The 12485-nt window shown below is 69.9% G+C and carries 14 protein-coding genes and 1 pseudogene; 7 read left to right on the top strand and 8 right to left on the bottom strand.

Annotated elements, in window-relative coordinates:
* From VGR32_RS10325 to VGR32_RS10320, 3 genes and pseudogenes are all read right to left on the bottom strand, one after another.
* Positions 1-813, bottom strand: coding sequence for an NAD(P)/FAD-dependent oxidoreductase (locus VGR32_RS10325; protein ID WP_327450324.1), 813 nt, complete (start codon positions 811-813; stop codon positions 1-3).
* Between the two features lie 25 nt (positions 814-838).
* Positions 839-1078: pseudogene (locus VGR32_RS13450) on the bottom strand (FAD-dependent monooxygenase); the annotation flags it as partial.
* Positions 1079-1098: 20 nt separating this feature from the next.
* Positions 1099-1527, bottom strand: coding sequence for an organic hydroperoxide resistance protein (locus tag VGR32_RS10320; protein WP_327450322.1), 429 nt, complete (start codon positions 1525-1527; stop codon positions 1099-1101).
* 155 nt (positions 1528-1682) lie between these two features.
* On the opposite strand from VGR32_RS10320, the gene VGR32_RS10315 reads away from it, so the two are divergent.
* Complete coding sequence (locus VGR32_RS10315) at positions 1683-1874, top strand: hypothetical protein (protein WP_327450320.1); 192 nt, start codon at positions 1683-1685, stop codon at positions 1872-1874.
* 3 nt (positions 1875-1877) lie between these two features.
* On the opposite strand, the gene topA is transcribed toward VGR32_RS10315, so the two are convergent.
* Positions 1878-4499, bottom strand: coding sequence for a type I DNA topoisomerase (gene topA, locus VGR32_RS10310; RefSeq protein ID WP_327450318.1), 2622 nt, complete (start codon positions 4497-4499; stop codon positions 1878-1880).
* Positions 4500-4647: 148 nt separating this feature from the next.
* On the opposite strand from topA, the gene VGR32_RS10305 reads away from it, so the two are divergent.
* Complete coding sequence (locus VGR32_RS10305; RefSeq protein ID WP_327450316.1) at positions 4648-4839, top strand: hypothetical protein; 192 nt, start codon at positions 4648-4650, stop codon at positions 4837-4839.
* A 2-nt stretch (positions 4840-4841) separates the two neighbouring features.
* Here the strand turns inward: VGR32_RS10305 and dprA are convergent, their stop codons facing one another.
* The 4 genes from dprA to VGR32_RS10285 all read right to left on the bottom strand — a co-directional run bounded on the left by dprA (position 4842) and on the right by VGR32_RS10285 (position 8640).
* Positions 4842-5915: a DNA-processing protein DprA gene (gene dprA / locus VGR32_RS10300; RefSeq protein ID WP_327450314.1), complete on the bottom strand. Its 1074-nt coding sequence runs from the start codon at positions 5913-5915 to the stop codon at positions 4842-4844.
* Positions 5912-6559, bottom strand: a complete 648-nt coding sequence (gene plsY / locus VGR32_RS10295; RefSeq protein WP_327450312.1) for a glycerol-3-phosphate 1-O-acyltransferase PlsY — start codon at positions 6557-6559, stop codon at positions 5912-5914. The genes dprA and plsY overlap by 4 nt, the downstream gene beginning before the upstream one ends.
* Before the next feature lie 85 nt (positions 6560-6644).
* Entirely contained in the window at positions 6645-7040 is a 396-nt protein-coding gene (locus tag VGR32_RS10290; protein WP_327450310.1) for a DoxX family protein, read from the bottom strand.
* 52 nt (positions 7041-7092) lie between these two features.
* Positions 7093-8640, bottom strand: a complete 1548-nt coding sequence (locus tag VGR32_RS10285) for an AMP-binding protein (protein ID WP_327450587.1) — start codon at positions 8638-8640, stop codon at positions 7093-7095.
* Positions 8641-8795: 155 nt separating this feature from the next.
* Here VGR32_RS10285 and lipA point away from each other — a divergent pair, with 155 nt between their 5' ends.
* From lipA to VGR32_RS10260, 5 genes are read left to right on the top strand one after another with little or no spacing between them, the layout of a single operon-like run.
* The gene (gene lipA / locus VGR32_RS10280; protein WP_327450308.1) at positions 8796-9758 is read left to right on the top strand and encodes a lipoyl synthase; all 963 of its coding nucleotides are present in this window, start codon (positions 8796-8798) and stop codon (positions 9756-9758) included.
* 7 nt (positions 9759-9765) lie between these two features.
* Complete coding sequence (locus VGR32_RS10275; protein ID WP_327450306.1) at positions 9766-10221, top strand: type II toxin-antitoxin system RatA family toxin; 456 nt, start codon at positions 9766-9768, stop codon at positions 10219-10221.
* Positions 10218-11327, top strand: coding sequence for an NAD(P)/FAD-dependent oxidoreductase (locus VGR32_RS10270; protein ID WP_327450304.1), 1110 nt, complete (start codon positions 10218-10220; stop codon positions 11325-11327). The genes VGR32_RS10275 and VGR32_RS10270 overlap by 4 nt, the downstream gene beginning before the upstream one ends.
* The gene (locus VGR32_RS10265) at positions 11320-11850 is read left to right on the top strand and encodes a GNAT family N-acetyltransferase (protein ID WP_327450302.1); all 531 of its coding nucleotides are present in this window, start codon (positions 11320-11322) and stop codon (positions 11848-11850) included. The genes VGR32_RS10270 and VGR32_RS10265 overlap by 8 nt, the downstream gene beginning before the upstream one ends.
* Positions 11807-12397: a GNAT family N-acetyltransferase gene (locus VGR32_RS10260; RefSeq protein WP_327450299.1), complete on the top strand. Its 591-nt coding sequence runs from the start codon at positions 11807-11809 to the stop codon at positions 12395-12397. The genes VGR32_RS10265 and VGR32_RS10260 overlap by 44 nt, the downstream gene beginning before the upstream one ends.
* Positions 12398-12485 lie beyond the last annotated feature (88 nt).

Below are 12485 nucleotides of genomic sequence, written 5' to 3'. Positions count from 1 at the left end.
TTAGCGCACCCTCACCGGGTGGTCGAGGCCCATGCCGGTGCGGACGATCTGGTCCACCACCGCCGGGATGCGGGCGGCGAACGGGATCAGCAGGCCGCGCACGGCGTCGGCAAGGGGGCCGGAACGGCGCAGGGCGTCGGTCGCGGCCTTCACCCGCCGGACCACGGCGCCGTCGTCCTCGCGCCGCAAGCGTCCGTAGTCGGCGAGGCGGCCGGTCTCTCCGTTCAGGAAGTCGGCGGCGCAGGCGGCGAAGACGAAGGCGTCCTCGACGCCCAGGTTCATGCCGCGCGCGCCCATGGGTGAATGGATGTGCGCCGCGTCGCCGCCCAGACAGACGCGGCCGACGGCCATGCGCTCGGCCAGACGGTGCGACACGCGGAATTCCGACGTCCAATGGACCTTTCCTGCCGTCCAGCCGTCGGGCAGATGCGCCAGCGGGTCGGCCCCGAACGTGATCAGGCGGAACACGCCGCCGGCGAACGGCAGGCAGAGCAGCGGGCCGTCGGGACGCAGGTCGACCCAGCCTTCGTCGGGCGGCGCGCCGTCCAGTTCGACGTCCAGCAACCGCCACGGCTCGGACCAGCGGTCGCCGGGGAAGTCGAGGTCCAGCGCTTTCCGAACCGTCGAATGCGCCCCGTCGGCGGCGAACAGGATCGCGGCGCGCGCGACGGAGCCGTCCGTCAGGGCGGCAGTGACGGACGTCTCGTCCTGATCGACGTCCGCCACGCCCACGCCGCGCTCCACGGTCACGCCCCGCTCCGCCAGCGCCTCGGTCAAAAGCGCCTCGGTACGGGCCTGCGGGAGTATGGTCATGGGCCGTGCGGCGCCGACGCGCGCCCAGTCCGGCGGCCAGCGGCCGTCCGCCACGCAGCAGGCGCAGGCGGCGGATCTCCTGCCCCTCGGCCGCGATGCGCGCCGACAGTCCGGTCGGCTCCAGGAGGTCGAGGGTGCGCGGATTGACCCCCAGCGCCTTCGACGTGCGCGTCGGCTCAGGCGCGGCGTCCACGATGCGAGCGCCCACGCCGGCGCGCGTCAGGAACAGGGCGGCGGCCAGCCCGGTGGGGCCGGCGCCGGCGATCAGGACCTGCCGCTCGGCGCTCAGGCCGCCCCCAGACGCACGTCGACGTTGCCGCGCGTGGCGTTGGAATAGGGGCAGACCGCATGCGCTTTCGTGATCAGCTCATGGATCGTGGCCGCGTCCAGCCCGTGGTCCACCACCGTCAGATCGATGTCCAGATTGAAGCCTTCACCCTTGGGGTTCGGCCCGAAGCCGACCGTGGCGTTGACCCGGGTGTCCGGTCCGACCGGCGTGCCGGCCTTGCCGGAAACGAGGCGCAGCGCGCCGAGATAGCAGGCGGCGTAGCCGGTGGCGAACAGCTGCTCGGGGTTGGTCCCGTCTCCGCCCTTGCCGCCCATTTCCGTTGGCACGGAAAGGCGCACGTCGATCTTGCCGTCATCGGTCCTTGAGCGGCCTTCGTCGCGGCCGCCGCCGCTGGCCGTGGCATGAGCGCGGTACAAAACGTCCATGATGTCAGCTCCTTGTCGGCCAGTTCGCAGATTGTGCGCCAGCGTACATTAGGTGGGGAGGCGTTCGCGTGGTAGGAGTCTCCCGTGCGGTCGGCGGGGTCAAGCCCGCGTACGGCCGCGTTCAGCTCCGATGGGGCGACGCCCCGGGAGGGCCCATGACCACGCAGTGGTTCTGTTACGTGCACGTCGGCGAGGAGACGCCGCTGATGCTCCCTCTGGAAGCGCAGGACCGCAAGGCGGCCCTCGCCCAGGCGCATGGGCTGTTGATCGAGCGCCCGCACGCCACCCATGCCGAGCTTTGGGACGGCGACCTTACGGAACGCATCGAGCGCGCTGCGGCCCGCTAGCCGTCAGTCCGCCGCCTTCGCCTTCGCCGCCGGCTTTTTCGTCCCGGCCTTCTTCGCCGGAGTCTTCTTCACGGCCGTCTTCCCGGACGCCGCCCCGGCCTTGCCCTTCGCCTTGGGCGCAGTCGCCGCGCGCGCCGCCAGCAGGGGCAGGGCCGCCTCGAGCGTCATGTCTTCCGGCGCCGTCCCCTTGGGCAGGGTGGCGTTGACCTTGCCCGACTTCACATAGGGGCCGAACCGCCCGGCCATCAGGTGCACGGGCTCACCGGTTTCAGGATGGGCTCCCAGATCCTTCAACGGCGTCGTCGCGGCTCCCCGCCCGCGGCCGGCCCCGGCGCGCTTCTCGGCCAGCAGGGTCACGGCGCGATTCAGGCCGATGTCGAAGACCTCTTCGATGTCGGACACGTTCGCATAGGTGCCGGCATGCAGGATGAAGGGGCCGTAGCGTCCGAGACCGGCCGAAATCGGCTTGCCGTCTTCGGGATGCGCGCCCACCTCGCGCGGCAGCGAGAGGAGGCGCAGCGCCCGCTCCAGGTCCATGCCGGCGGGAGACCAGCCCTTGGGCAGGGATGACCGTTTCGGCTTGTCGCCGTCGCCGGCGGTTTCGACGTAGGGGCCGAAACGGCCGATCTTGAGGTGCACGGGCTGGCCGGAAGCGGGATCGACGCCCAGCTCCCGGTCTCCGCCGTCGGCAGAACCGTCCGCCGCGTCGGGTGAGGCCACCGGCCGGGTGAATTTGCACTCCGGATAGCGCGAGCAGCCGATGAACGCGCCGAAGCGGCTGGTCTTCAGGCTCAGCTGACCCTGGTGGCACAGCGGGCATTCGCGCGGGTCGGAGCCGTCGCCCTTGTCGGGGAAGATGTGCGGCCCGAGCGATTCGTTCAGCGCGTCGAGGATGGCCGAGGTGCGCAGCTCGCCGGCCGCCTGCGTCGCCGCATGGAAATCGGTCCAGAAATCCCGCAGCAGCGCCTTCCAGTCCAGATCGCCGGCCGAGACCTCGTCCAGCCGCGTCTCCAGCGCCGCGGTGAAGTCGTACTCGACCCAGCGGGCGAAGAACTGCTCAAGGAAGGCGGTGACGAGGCGGCCCTTGTCCTCCGGATAGAAGCGATTCTTGTCCATGCGGACGTACTCGCGGTCCCGCAGTGTGGTCAGGATGGAGGCGTAGGTGGACGGCCGGCCGATGCCGAGCTCTTCCAGCTTCTTGACCAGGGTCGCCTCGGAATAGCGCGGCGGCGGCTCGGTGAAATGCTGATCGGCGCGCACGTCCTGTACGGCCGCGGCGGCCCCTTCCTTCAGCGCGGGGAGGCGGGTCGACTCGTCCTCGTCCTCCTCGCCGCCGTCCCTCGGCTTTTCGTCGCGGCCCTCCTCATAGACCGCCATGAAGCCGTCGAAGGCGACCACCTGCCCCGTGGCGCGCAGGCCGGTCTGTCCGTCGGCGCTCTCGACGTCGACGACCGTCCGGTCGAGGCGCGCGGCCTCCATCTGGCTGGCGACCATGCGCTTCCAGATCAGCTCGTAGAGCCGCTGCAGGTCGCTTTCGAGCCGCAGCGAATCCGGGTGGCGCGCGATGTTCGTCGGCCGGATGGCCTCGTGCGCTTCCTGGGCGTTCTTGGCCTTGGTCTTGTACTGGCGGGCTTCGGCCGGGACGTAGGCCGGGCCGAAGCGGTCGGCGATGACCTCGCGCGCTTGGGCGACGCCCTCGGGACTGACCTGGACGCCATCGGTCCGCATGTAGGTGATCAGCCCGCCCGTGCCGTCGACGCCTTCGTACAGCTTCTGCGCGGCCTGCATGGCGCGCTGGGCCGTGAAGCCGAGTTTGCGCGCCGCCTCCTGCTGCAGGGTGGAGGTGGTGAAGGGCGGGGAGGGGAAGCGCCGGACGGGTTTCTTCTCAATCGCCTTGACCGTGAAGCGGCCGGACTGGATCGCGGCGCGGGCGGCCGACGCGGTGGCCTCGTCCTTCACGTCCAGACGCTGCACGCGCTTGCCGGCGTGTTTGACCAGCCGCGCGACGAAGGGCGGGCTGTCGGCGGTGACGTCCGCCTCGATCGACCAGTATTCCTGAGGCCTGAACCGCTCGATCTCCATCTCGCGGTCGACGACGATGCGCAGGGCCACGGACTGGACGCGCCCGGCGGAGCGCGCGCCGGGCAGCTTGCGCCACAGCACGGGCGAGAGGGTGAATCCCACCAGATAGTCCAGCGCGCGGCGGGCCAGGTAGGCCTCGACCAGCTGCATGTCGAGATCCCGCGGCGCAGCCATGGCGGCCTGCACGGCCGACTTCGTGATGGCGTTGAAGGTGACCCGCTGGACCGTCTTGTCCTTCAGCGCCTTCTTCTTCGTCAGGACGTCGAGCACGTGCCAGCTGATGGCCTCGCCCTCGCGGTCCGGGTCGGTGGCAAGGACGACGCGGTCGGCACGCTTCGCAGCCTCGGCGATCTCGGACAGCCGCTTCGAAGCCTTGGCGTCGACTTCCCAGCTCATGGCGAAGTCCTCGTCGGGCTTCACCGAGCCGTCCTTCGACGGCAGGTCGCGGACGTGGCCGTAGGACGCGAGGACCGTGAAGTCCGCGCCCAGATAGCCGTTGATGGTCTTTGCCTTTGCGGGGCTCTCGACGATGACGAGGTTCATGCGGTCCGGGGCTCGGGAGGGGGCGGGAACGTGGTTCGCCTCGCGCGGCATGTCAAATGGAGCCACGACATGCGTCGAAGGCGAAGCAAGCCAAGGTTGCATTATGTCGAGAATGCCGCTTTACCTTGTTTCCCGACAGGAGCGGATCATGCAGACCACGTCCACCACGGAAGACGCCCGCACGCGCGCCGTGATCGAGCCTCTGAAGGACTATCCGGTCCGGGAATACGTGGCGGCGATGGCGCGCGAACTCGCCCTCATGGCGCGCTGGGACGGGGACGAGGCGCTCGGCAAATTGCTGGACGGGGCGGCCGACGTGGCGGAACGCCCGGCCGCCTGACCTCAGGAACTGACGAGGCCGCCCGCCAGCAGCGTGGCGCGGCCCTCGAGGCTGAGCTCCAGCAAGGCGGCGGCCACTGCCCCGGCAGGGGCGCCCACGGCGCGGGCCAGCTCGTCGCGCGGCGTCGGCGTGGGCGAGAGCAGGGCGGCGAGTTGCTCGATCAGGGCGTCGTCCGGCTCCTGAAAGTCCGGCGAGTCGGCCTGCGGCTCGAAGAGCGTCCGGAGCGTGGAGAAGGCCCGCTGGACGTCCTCCAGCCCCTCGCACAGGGCCGCGCCGTTCCGGATCAGGTCGTTCGTGCCGCGCGACCGCGGATCCAGCGGCGATCCCGGCACGGCGAAGACCTCGCGCCCCTGCTCGGCGGCCAGCCGCGCCGTGATGAGCGAGCCTGAGCGCAACTCGGCCTCCACCACGATCACCCCGCGGGACAGGCCTGAGATGATGCGGTTGCGCCGCGGAAAGTCCTGGGCCTGGGCGCGGGCGCCCGGCGGGCGTTCGGAAACGACGCAGCCTTGCTGTGCCAGCCGGCGATGCAGGTCGGCATGCTCGGGCGGATAGACGTCGTCGACGCCGCCGCCCAGCACGGCCACCGTGCCGGTCTCCAACGCGCCCTCGTGGGCCGCGCCGTCGACGCCGCGCGCCAGCCCCGACACGACCGTCCAGCCCGCGGCTCCGAGTTGAGCCGCAAGGCCACGGGCGATCCGGAGCCCACCGGCCGAAGCCACCCGCGCGCCGACGACGGCGATGCAGGGCCTGGCGGTCAGCAGGGTCGCGTTCCCGAGGCCCCACAGCACCGGTGGCGGCGGATCGACCGCGGCGAGAGCGGCCGGGTAATCTGGGTCGCCGACGATCAGCAGCCGGCCGCCGATGGCCTCGCCGGCTTCGAGCTCGGCCTGCACGCGGTCCGTCTCGCAAAGAGGGGAGGCGGCGCCTGCGCGCGCCGTGAGCCGGGGCCAGGCGTCGACGGCGGCCTCGGCCGAACCGAAGCGCTGCAGCAACTGCCGGAAGGCGACGGGACCGACGCGATCTGTGCGCGCCAGACGCAGGCGGGCGAGGCGCTCGCCGGCCGACAGGGTCACGCGGCCTTGGCGCCGATGCGCGGCTCACGGCCGGACAGCAGCCGGCCGATGTTGGCCGCGTGCCGGATCCAGATGAGGAGGGCGGTGAACGCCGCCAGCGTGGTGACGGGCGCCGGCGTCGGCAGTCCGAGCGCCGGCAGGGGCGCGAGCGACACCAGCGGCGCAGCCGCGGAGGCGACCAGGGCCGAAAGGGACGAAATGCGGAACACGAGGGCCACGACGATCCACGTTGCGCCCGCGATCAGTCCGAGCGGCCACCAGGCCGCGATCAGCAGGCCGAAGAAGGTCGCCACCCCCTTGCCGCCCTTGAAGCCGAGCCAGACCGGATAGAGGTGACCGAGAAAAGCCGCGCCGCCGGCGATGGCGCCGGCGACATGGCCGGCTTCGCCCGGGATCAGCGCGCGCGCGACCAGCAGCGCGACCGCGCCCTTGCCGGCGTCCAGCAACAGCGTGGCGAGGGCGAGGTCTTTTCGGCCCGTCCTGAGCACGTTGGTCGCGCCGATGTTGCCGGACCCGATCCGGCGCACGTCGCCGGCGCCGGCCGCACGGGTGATGAGGACGCCGAACGGGATCGACCCCAGCAGATAGCCGCCCAGCGCCAGCAGGCCGAGGGTGGTCAGGGCCGGAACGGCCAGGTCCTGCACGTGAATCGCTCCCGTCGGAAAACCGCGGCCACGATGGCCGCGCCGGGCGGTTCAGGCAAGGCCCGCGTCGCCCGGCGGGACCCGGTCAGGTCCGCTTGCGCATGGCCGCGTCGACGCTCCACGACCCGGGGCCCGCGGCGCACAGATAGAGGAAGACGAAGCAGTAGAGGGCGGCCAGTTCACCGCCGTTCAGGATGGGGAAAAATCCACCGCCGGCGTGCACCGCCCAGTAGGCCACCGCGCAGAAGCCGGCCGCGAGGAACGCCACGGGGCGGGTGAACAGGCCGAGCACGAGCAGCACGCCGAAGATCAGCTCCAGCGGTCCGGACAGGCCGGGCAGGCTGAGCCCGGGCGGCGGGACGCCCTCGACCACGGGAAAACCGAGGACCTTGGCCGTGCCGTGCTGAAGGAACAGCGCGCCCGACATGATCCGCAGGACGCTGAGCAACTGGGGCTGATACGCGGAGAACCGGTCGAACATGGAAGCCTCCCTCTCGATGAGAGTCGGAGACTGGAACGGTCAAGGTTTCAATTCAAGCGGCCGCCTTGTCGGCCTCGATCATCTGCTGGATCGAGACGTAGTCGGTCTTGCCGGTTCCGAGGACCGGCAGTTCGGCGACCCGGACGATCTTCTTCGGCACGGCCAGCTCGGGGGCCCCGTGGTCGCGCGCCCATTCGGCGATACGGGCGACGTCCGCGTCCCTGCGGTCGGTGACCAGGACCAGTTTCTCGCCCTTGCGGGCGTCTGCGACCGCGACCACGGCGTGCCTGTTGTCGGGCCAGACCGCGCCGGCCAGCCCCTCGACGGCCGTCAGGCTGACCATCTCGCCGCCGATCTTGGCGAAGCGCTTGGCGCGGCCGAGGATGGCGACGTAGCCGTCCCTGTCGATGTCGACGATGTCGCCGGTGTCGTGCCATCCGCCCGGCAGCGGATCGACCTTGTCCGGATCCTCGGGCGACAGATAGCCCTTCATGACGTTCGGACCGCGCAGGAAAAGCCGGCCGCCCTCGTCGATGCCGTCGACGGGATCCAGCCGCCACTCCATGCCGGGGAGCATCTGGCCGACGGTGCCGGGGCGGTTGCGGTCCGGGTGGTTCACCGCCACCACCGGCGCGGCTTCGGTGGCCCCGTAGCCTTCCAGAAGCTTCAGACCGCGGAACTTGGTGTTGTAGAGGTGGTAGGTCTCGTCCTTCACCTTTTCAGCGCCTGCGACCACGAACTCCAGCGTGGAGAAGTCGTCAGGCGCCGCGACGCGCGCCCACTGATTCAGGAAGGTGTCGGTGGCGAACAGGATCGAGGCCTTCACCTCCGGCAGCAGCTCCACGATCTGCTTCGCGTGCAGCGGCGAGGGATACTGGAAGGCCTTCATGCCGGTCAGCATCGGCAGGAGCACGCCGCCGGTCAGGCCGAAGCAGTGGAAGGTCGGCAGCGGGTTGAACACCACCCAGTCCGGGCTCAGGGCGATGTGCTGGGCCACCTGGCGACAATTGGCGACCAGGTTCCACTGGCTGAGGAAGACGCCCTTCGGCGCGCCGAAGCTGCCGGAGGTGAACAGGATGACGCCGGGGGACGCGGGATCGGTCCTCACACGGAACCGCCTCGGCATCAGGCCGGCCATGAGACCGTAGAGCTTGTCCGGCAGGCCGATCGTCTTGCGCACGTCGTCGAGCCAGACCACCTCCGCCACCGCGGCGATCTCGGTCATCAGGTCGTCCAGCTTGGCCTGATCGACGAAACGCTTCGCCGACAGGACCCGCTTCACGCCCGCGGCCTGGATGGCGGCCTTTATGTTCCGCTCGCCCGAGGTGAAGTTGATCATCACAGGCACGCGGCCGTGGGCGTGCAGGCCGTAGTAGGTGACCACCACGCCGGCCGACGACGGGAGCAGGACGCCGACCCGCTCTCCGGGCTCCGTCATCGCGGCGATCTTGCGGCCCAGCACGAAGGCGGCCCGGATCAGGCCCGTGTAGGTCAGCGGCTTGCGATCCTGATCCTCCAGGATCTCCTTGTCGCCATAGGTGTCCCGGGCCGCGATCAGGGCGTCGAAGACCGTTTCCGGATCCTTGGCGTTCAGCGGCATGCGCAAGTCGGAATCCTCCCCGCCGGCTCGCTCGCCGGTCTGGTTTACGCGGCGCAAACTAGGGCCCGGCCCGCGGCTTGAAAAGATGCGTAACGGGGCGTGAGGTTCCCGGCGCACTTGCCTTGATCGGCCGCAGGGACGACATAGCCGACGACATGGTCACCCTCATCGACGCCCTGACGAAGACGCCGGCCGAACTTCGCCATCCGGAGAAGCGGAAGCGCGCGGACACCGTGGTGCTGAAGAAGCCTGAGTGGTTGCGGGTCAAGGCGCCGGGATCGGGCCAGTACAACGCCACTCGCGCCATCGTTAAGGAGAAGGGTCTTCACACGGTCTGTGAGGAGGCGGCCTGCCCCAACATCGGCGAGTGCTGGAGCCAGAAGCACGCCACGCTGATGATCATGGGCGACACCTGCACGCGGGCCTGCGCCTTCTGCAACGTCAAGACCGGTCTGCCCCAGCCGCTGGACCCGGAAGAGCCGGGCAAGGTGGGCTTGGCGGTGCAGCAGATGGGCCTGAACCACGTCGTGATCACCTCCGTCGATCGGGACGACGTGCATGACGGCGGCGCGGCCCACTTCGCCGAGGTGGTGCGGCAGATCCGGCTGCAGGCCCCCGGCACGACGATCGAGATCCTGACGCCTGACTTCCTGCGCAAGGACGGGGCGGCCGAGGTGATGATCGACGCCCGGCCCGACGTCTTCAACCACAACCTGGAAACCGTGCCGCGGCTGTATCTGAAGATCCGGCCCGGCGCCCGCTACTTCCACTCCCTGCGTCTGCTGCAGATGGTCAAGGAGCGCGACCCGAACCAGTTCACAAAGTCCGGCATCATGGTCGGGCTGGGTGAGACGCGGGAAGAGGTCATGCAGGTGATGGACGACATGCGCTCCGCCGGCGTCGACTTCATCACCATCGGCCAATACCTGCAGCCGACCCGGAAGCACGCCGCCATCGAGCGCTTCGTCACGCCGGAGGAGTTCAAGGCCTATGAGGCGATCGCCCGGGCCAAGGGCTTCCTGATGGTCTCGTCCAGCCCGCTGACCCGCTCCTCGCACCACGCGGGCGAAGACTTCGCCCGGCTAAAGGCGGCGCGGCTGTCGACGACGGGGCGCTGAGCCCCGCTTGGCCGTCCACCGCGTCAGCCGCGTCCTCCCGTATGCGCCGGAGCAGTTGGCCGCTCTGGTGGCGGACGTGCGGGCCTATCCGGACTTCGTGCCGTGGGTCACCGCGATGCGGACGTGGAACGCGCGCGAGGAGGCGGCGGGCGTGGATCTCATCGACGCCGAGGCGCAGGTCGGCTTCAGCTTCCTGAAGGAGCGGTTCGCGACCTGGGTCCGGCATGATCGGATCAGGAACGTGGTCGAGGTAGGCCTGCTGAGCGGGCCCTTCAGACATCTGCGGAACCGCTGGGAATTCGTGCCGGTTCAGCAGGGGACGCGGATCGACTTCATGATCGACTTCGCCTTCAGGAGCCGGATTCTGGACGCCATGCTGCACGCCAACTTCGATCGCGCCGTCGGACGACTGATCGGGTGCTTCGAGGCCGAGGCCGCGCGTCGGTACGGTCGGGCGGCGTGAGCTTCGACTTCGACGCCGTCGTCGTGGGCGCGGGGGCGGTCGGCCTGGCCTGCGGGCGGGCCCTGGCGAAACGCGGCCAGACCGTGCTGGTGCTGGAGAAGGAACCGGACATCGGCCAGGGCGTCTCCAGCCGCAACAGCGAAGTCATCCACGGCGGGCTGTACTATCCGACCGGTTCGCTGAAGGCGCGCCTGTGCGTGACCGGCCGCCGCGCGCTCTACGCCTTTCTGGAAAGCCACAAGGTCGATCACTGGAAGTGCGGAAAGCTGGTCGTGGCGACCGATGCGGCCGAGGTCGAGCGGATCGAAGCCATCTTCCAGCAGGCGACCACCAACGAGGTGGAGGCGCTGGAGCACCTCACCGGCGCGCAGGCGAAGGCGCTCGAGCCGGCCCTGAACGTCCACGCCGCCGTCCTGTCGCCGGAGAGCGGCGTGTTCGACAGTCACGGCTACATGCTGGCGCTGCAGGGCGAGATCGAGGACGCCGGCGGCTCGGTCGTGGTCGGCACGCCGGTCGAGCGGGCCGAGCCGCTGCCGGACGGCGGGTTTTCCATCGTCGCAGGCGGGGAGGGCGGGGCGACGCTGACCTGCCGTCGATTGGTCACGGCTCCGGGACTGCAGGCTCAGGAGGTGGCAGCGCGGATCGAAGGTTTTCCGTCCGACCACATCCCCGACGGCCATTTCGGGAAGGGCGTCTACTTCCGACTGACGGGCCCCGCGCCCTTCAACCGGTTGATCTACCCACCGCCCATTCCGGGCGCGCTGGGGACCCACTATCGCAAGGATCTGGGCGGACAGGCGGTGTTCGGACCCGATCTGACCTATGTCGAGGCGGAGGATTATTCCGTCGACCCCGGCAAGCGCGACGCGTTTGCGCGCTACATCGCGCGCTTCTGGCCGGGCGTGGAGGCCGATCGGCTGACCCCCGACTACGCCGGCATACGGCCCAAGCTGCACGGGCCGGGTGAGACCCAGCCTGACTTCCAGTTGCGGGGCGCGGACGATCATGGGCTGGAAGGGCTGGTCACCCTGTTCGGCATCGAGAGCCCCGGCCTGACCAGTTCGCTGGCGATCGGGGAGGCGGTCGCGGACATGTTGAATGTCTGACACGTCGCTCAGGTTGGCGACTACGGAAGACGCCGCGCGCGTTCAGCCGCTGGTGCATCGCGCCTATCGCGGCGAGACGGCGCGAAAAGGCTGGACGCACGAGGCGGATCTGCTGGACGGGAACCGCATCGACTTGGAGAGCGTGGCCGCGATCGTCGCCGATCCCCTGCAGGTCGTCGTGTTGGCGGAACGACAGGGCGACATCATCGGCAGCGTGCAGGTGACGTCGAAGGGCGACGGCCTCGCCTATCTGGGGATGCTCTCGGTCGAGCCCGATTTGCAGGGCGGCGGGGTGGGCGGCGTGCTGGTGCGGGAGGCGGAGCGCGTGGCGGTCGAGCGATTCGGCGCCCGTCGCATGGAGATGACCGTCATCGTCCAGCGCGACGAGCTGATCGCCTGGTACGAACGCCTCGGCTACGTCCGCACCGGCGAAACGCGGCCCTTCCCGGCCACCGATCCGCGCTTCGGACTGCCGAAGCGTGACGACCTGGCCTTCGTGGTGCTGGAGCGGTCGCTGGCTTGACCGGACGACGGCGGCGGCGCATCGGCGCGGGATGGAGATCAGGACGCCTCGGCTGACCCTGCGCACCGCCCGTCCGGACGACCTGGCGGCGATGCATGTGGTGCTGTCCAGCGTCGAGGCGACCCGCTGGTGGTCCACGCCGCCGCATGTGGACATGGACCAGACCCACGACTGGCTGGCCTCCATGATCGCCAAGGGCCCGGAAAATCCGGACTTCGTCGTCGAGGTCGAGGGCCGCGCGGTCGGCAAGGCCGGCTTCTTCACCCCGCCCGAAATCGGCTACATCCTGCATCCGGACGTGTGGGGGCGGGGTCTGGCGTTCGAGGCCTGTCGCGCGGCATTGGATCATCTGTTCACGACGACCGGACACGCCGAGGCGACCGCCGACGTGGATCCGGAGAACGCGGCGTCGATTCGCCTGCTGGAAAAACTGGGCTTCGTCCGCACCGGGTTTCGGGCGCGGACCTGGAACGTAGGCGGAGAGTGGAAGGACAGCTTTTTCTACGGCCTGTCGCGCGGGGAGTGGGCGTCTCGCGGCGAGGCTTGAAATCGCCATGACCTTCCGGCATAAGCCCGCCTCCCGCAGCGGCCCCTCTCGGCCGCCGCTTTCGTATTCGCGCCCCGGGCTTCTCGGG

The organism is Brevundimonas sp. (genome assembly GCF_035935935.1).
GTDB lineage: Bacteria > Pseudomonadota > Alphaproteobacteria > Caulobacterales > Caulobacteraceae > Brevundimonas.
The sequence above is the reverse complement of the archived record's forward strand: the minus strand, read 5'-3'. Positions and strand labels throughout refer to the sequence as shown.

What these genes read in the sequence shown, in the direction of transcription:
- VGR32_RS10290 (WP_327450310.1), bottom strand. Translation starts at nt 7,040, where the DNA reads ATGTTCGACCGGTTCTCCGCGTATCAGCCCCAGTTGCTCAGCGTCCTG.
- VGR32_RS10265 (WP_327450302.1), top strand. Translation starts at nt 11,320, where the DNA reads ATGTCTGACACGTCGCTCAGGTTGGCGACTACGGAAGACGCCGCGCGC.
- VGR32_RS10315 (WP_327450320.1), top strand. Translation starts at nt 1,683, where the DNA reads ATGACCACGCAGTGGTTCTGTTACGTGCACGTCGGCGAGGAGACGCCG.
- VGR32_RS10325 (WP_327450324.1), bottom strand. Translation starts at nt 813, where the DNA reads ATGACCATACTCCCGCAGGCCCGTACCGAGGCGCTTTTGACCGAGGCG.
- VGR32_RS10320 (WP_327450322.1), bottom strand. Translation starts at nt 1,527, where the DNA reads ATGGACGTTTTGTACCGCGCTCATGCCACGGCCAGCGGCGGCGGCCGC.
- VGR32_RS10305 (WP_327450316.1), top strand. Translation starts at nt 4,648, where the DNA reads ATGCAGACCACGTCCACCACGGAAGACGCCCGCACGCGCGCCGTGATC.
- lipA (WP_327450308.1), top strand. Translation starts at nt 8,796, where the DNA reads ATGGTCACCCTCATCGACGCCCTGACGAAGACGCCGGCCGAACTTCGC.
- topA (WP_327450318.1), bottom strand. Translation starts at nt 4,499, where the DNA reads ATGAACCTCGTCATCGTCGAGAGCCCCGCAAAGGCAAAGACCATCAAC.
- VGR32_RS10285 (WP_327450587.1), bottom strand. Translation starts at nt 8,640, where the DNA reads ATGCCGCTGAACGCCAAGGATCCGGAAACGGTCTTCGACGCCCTGATC.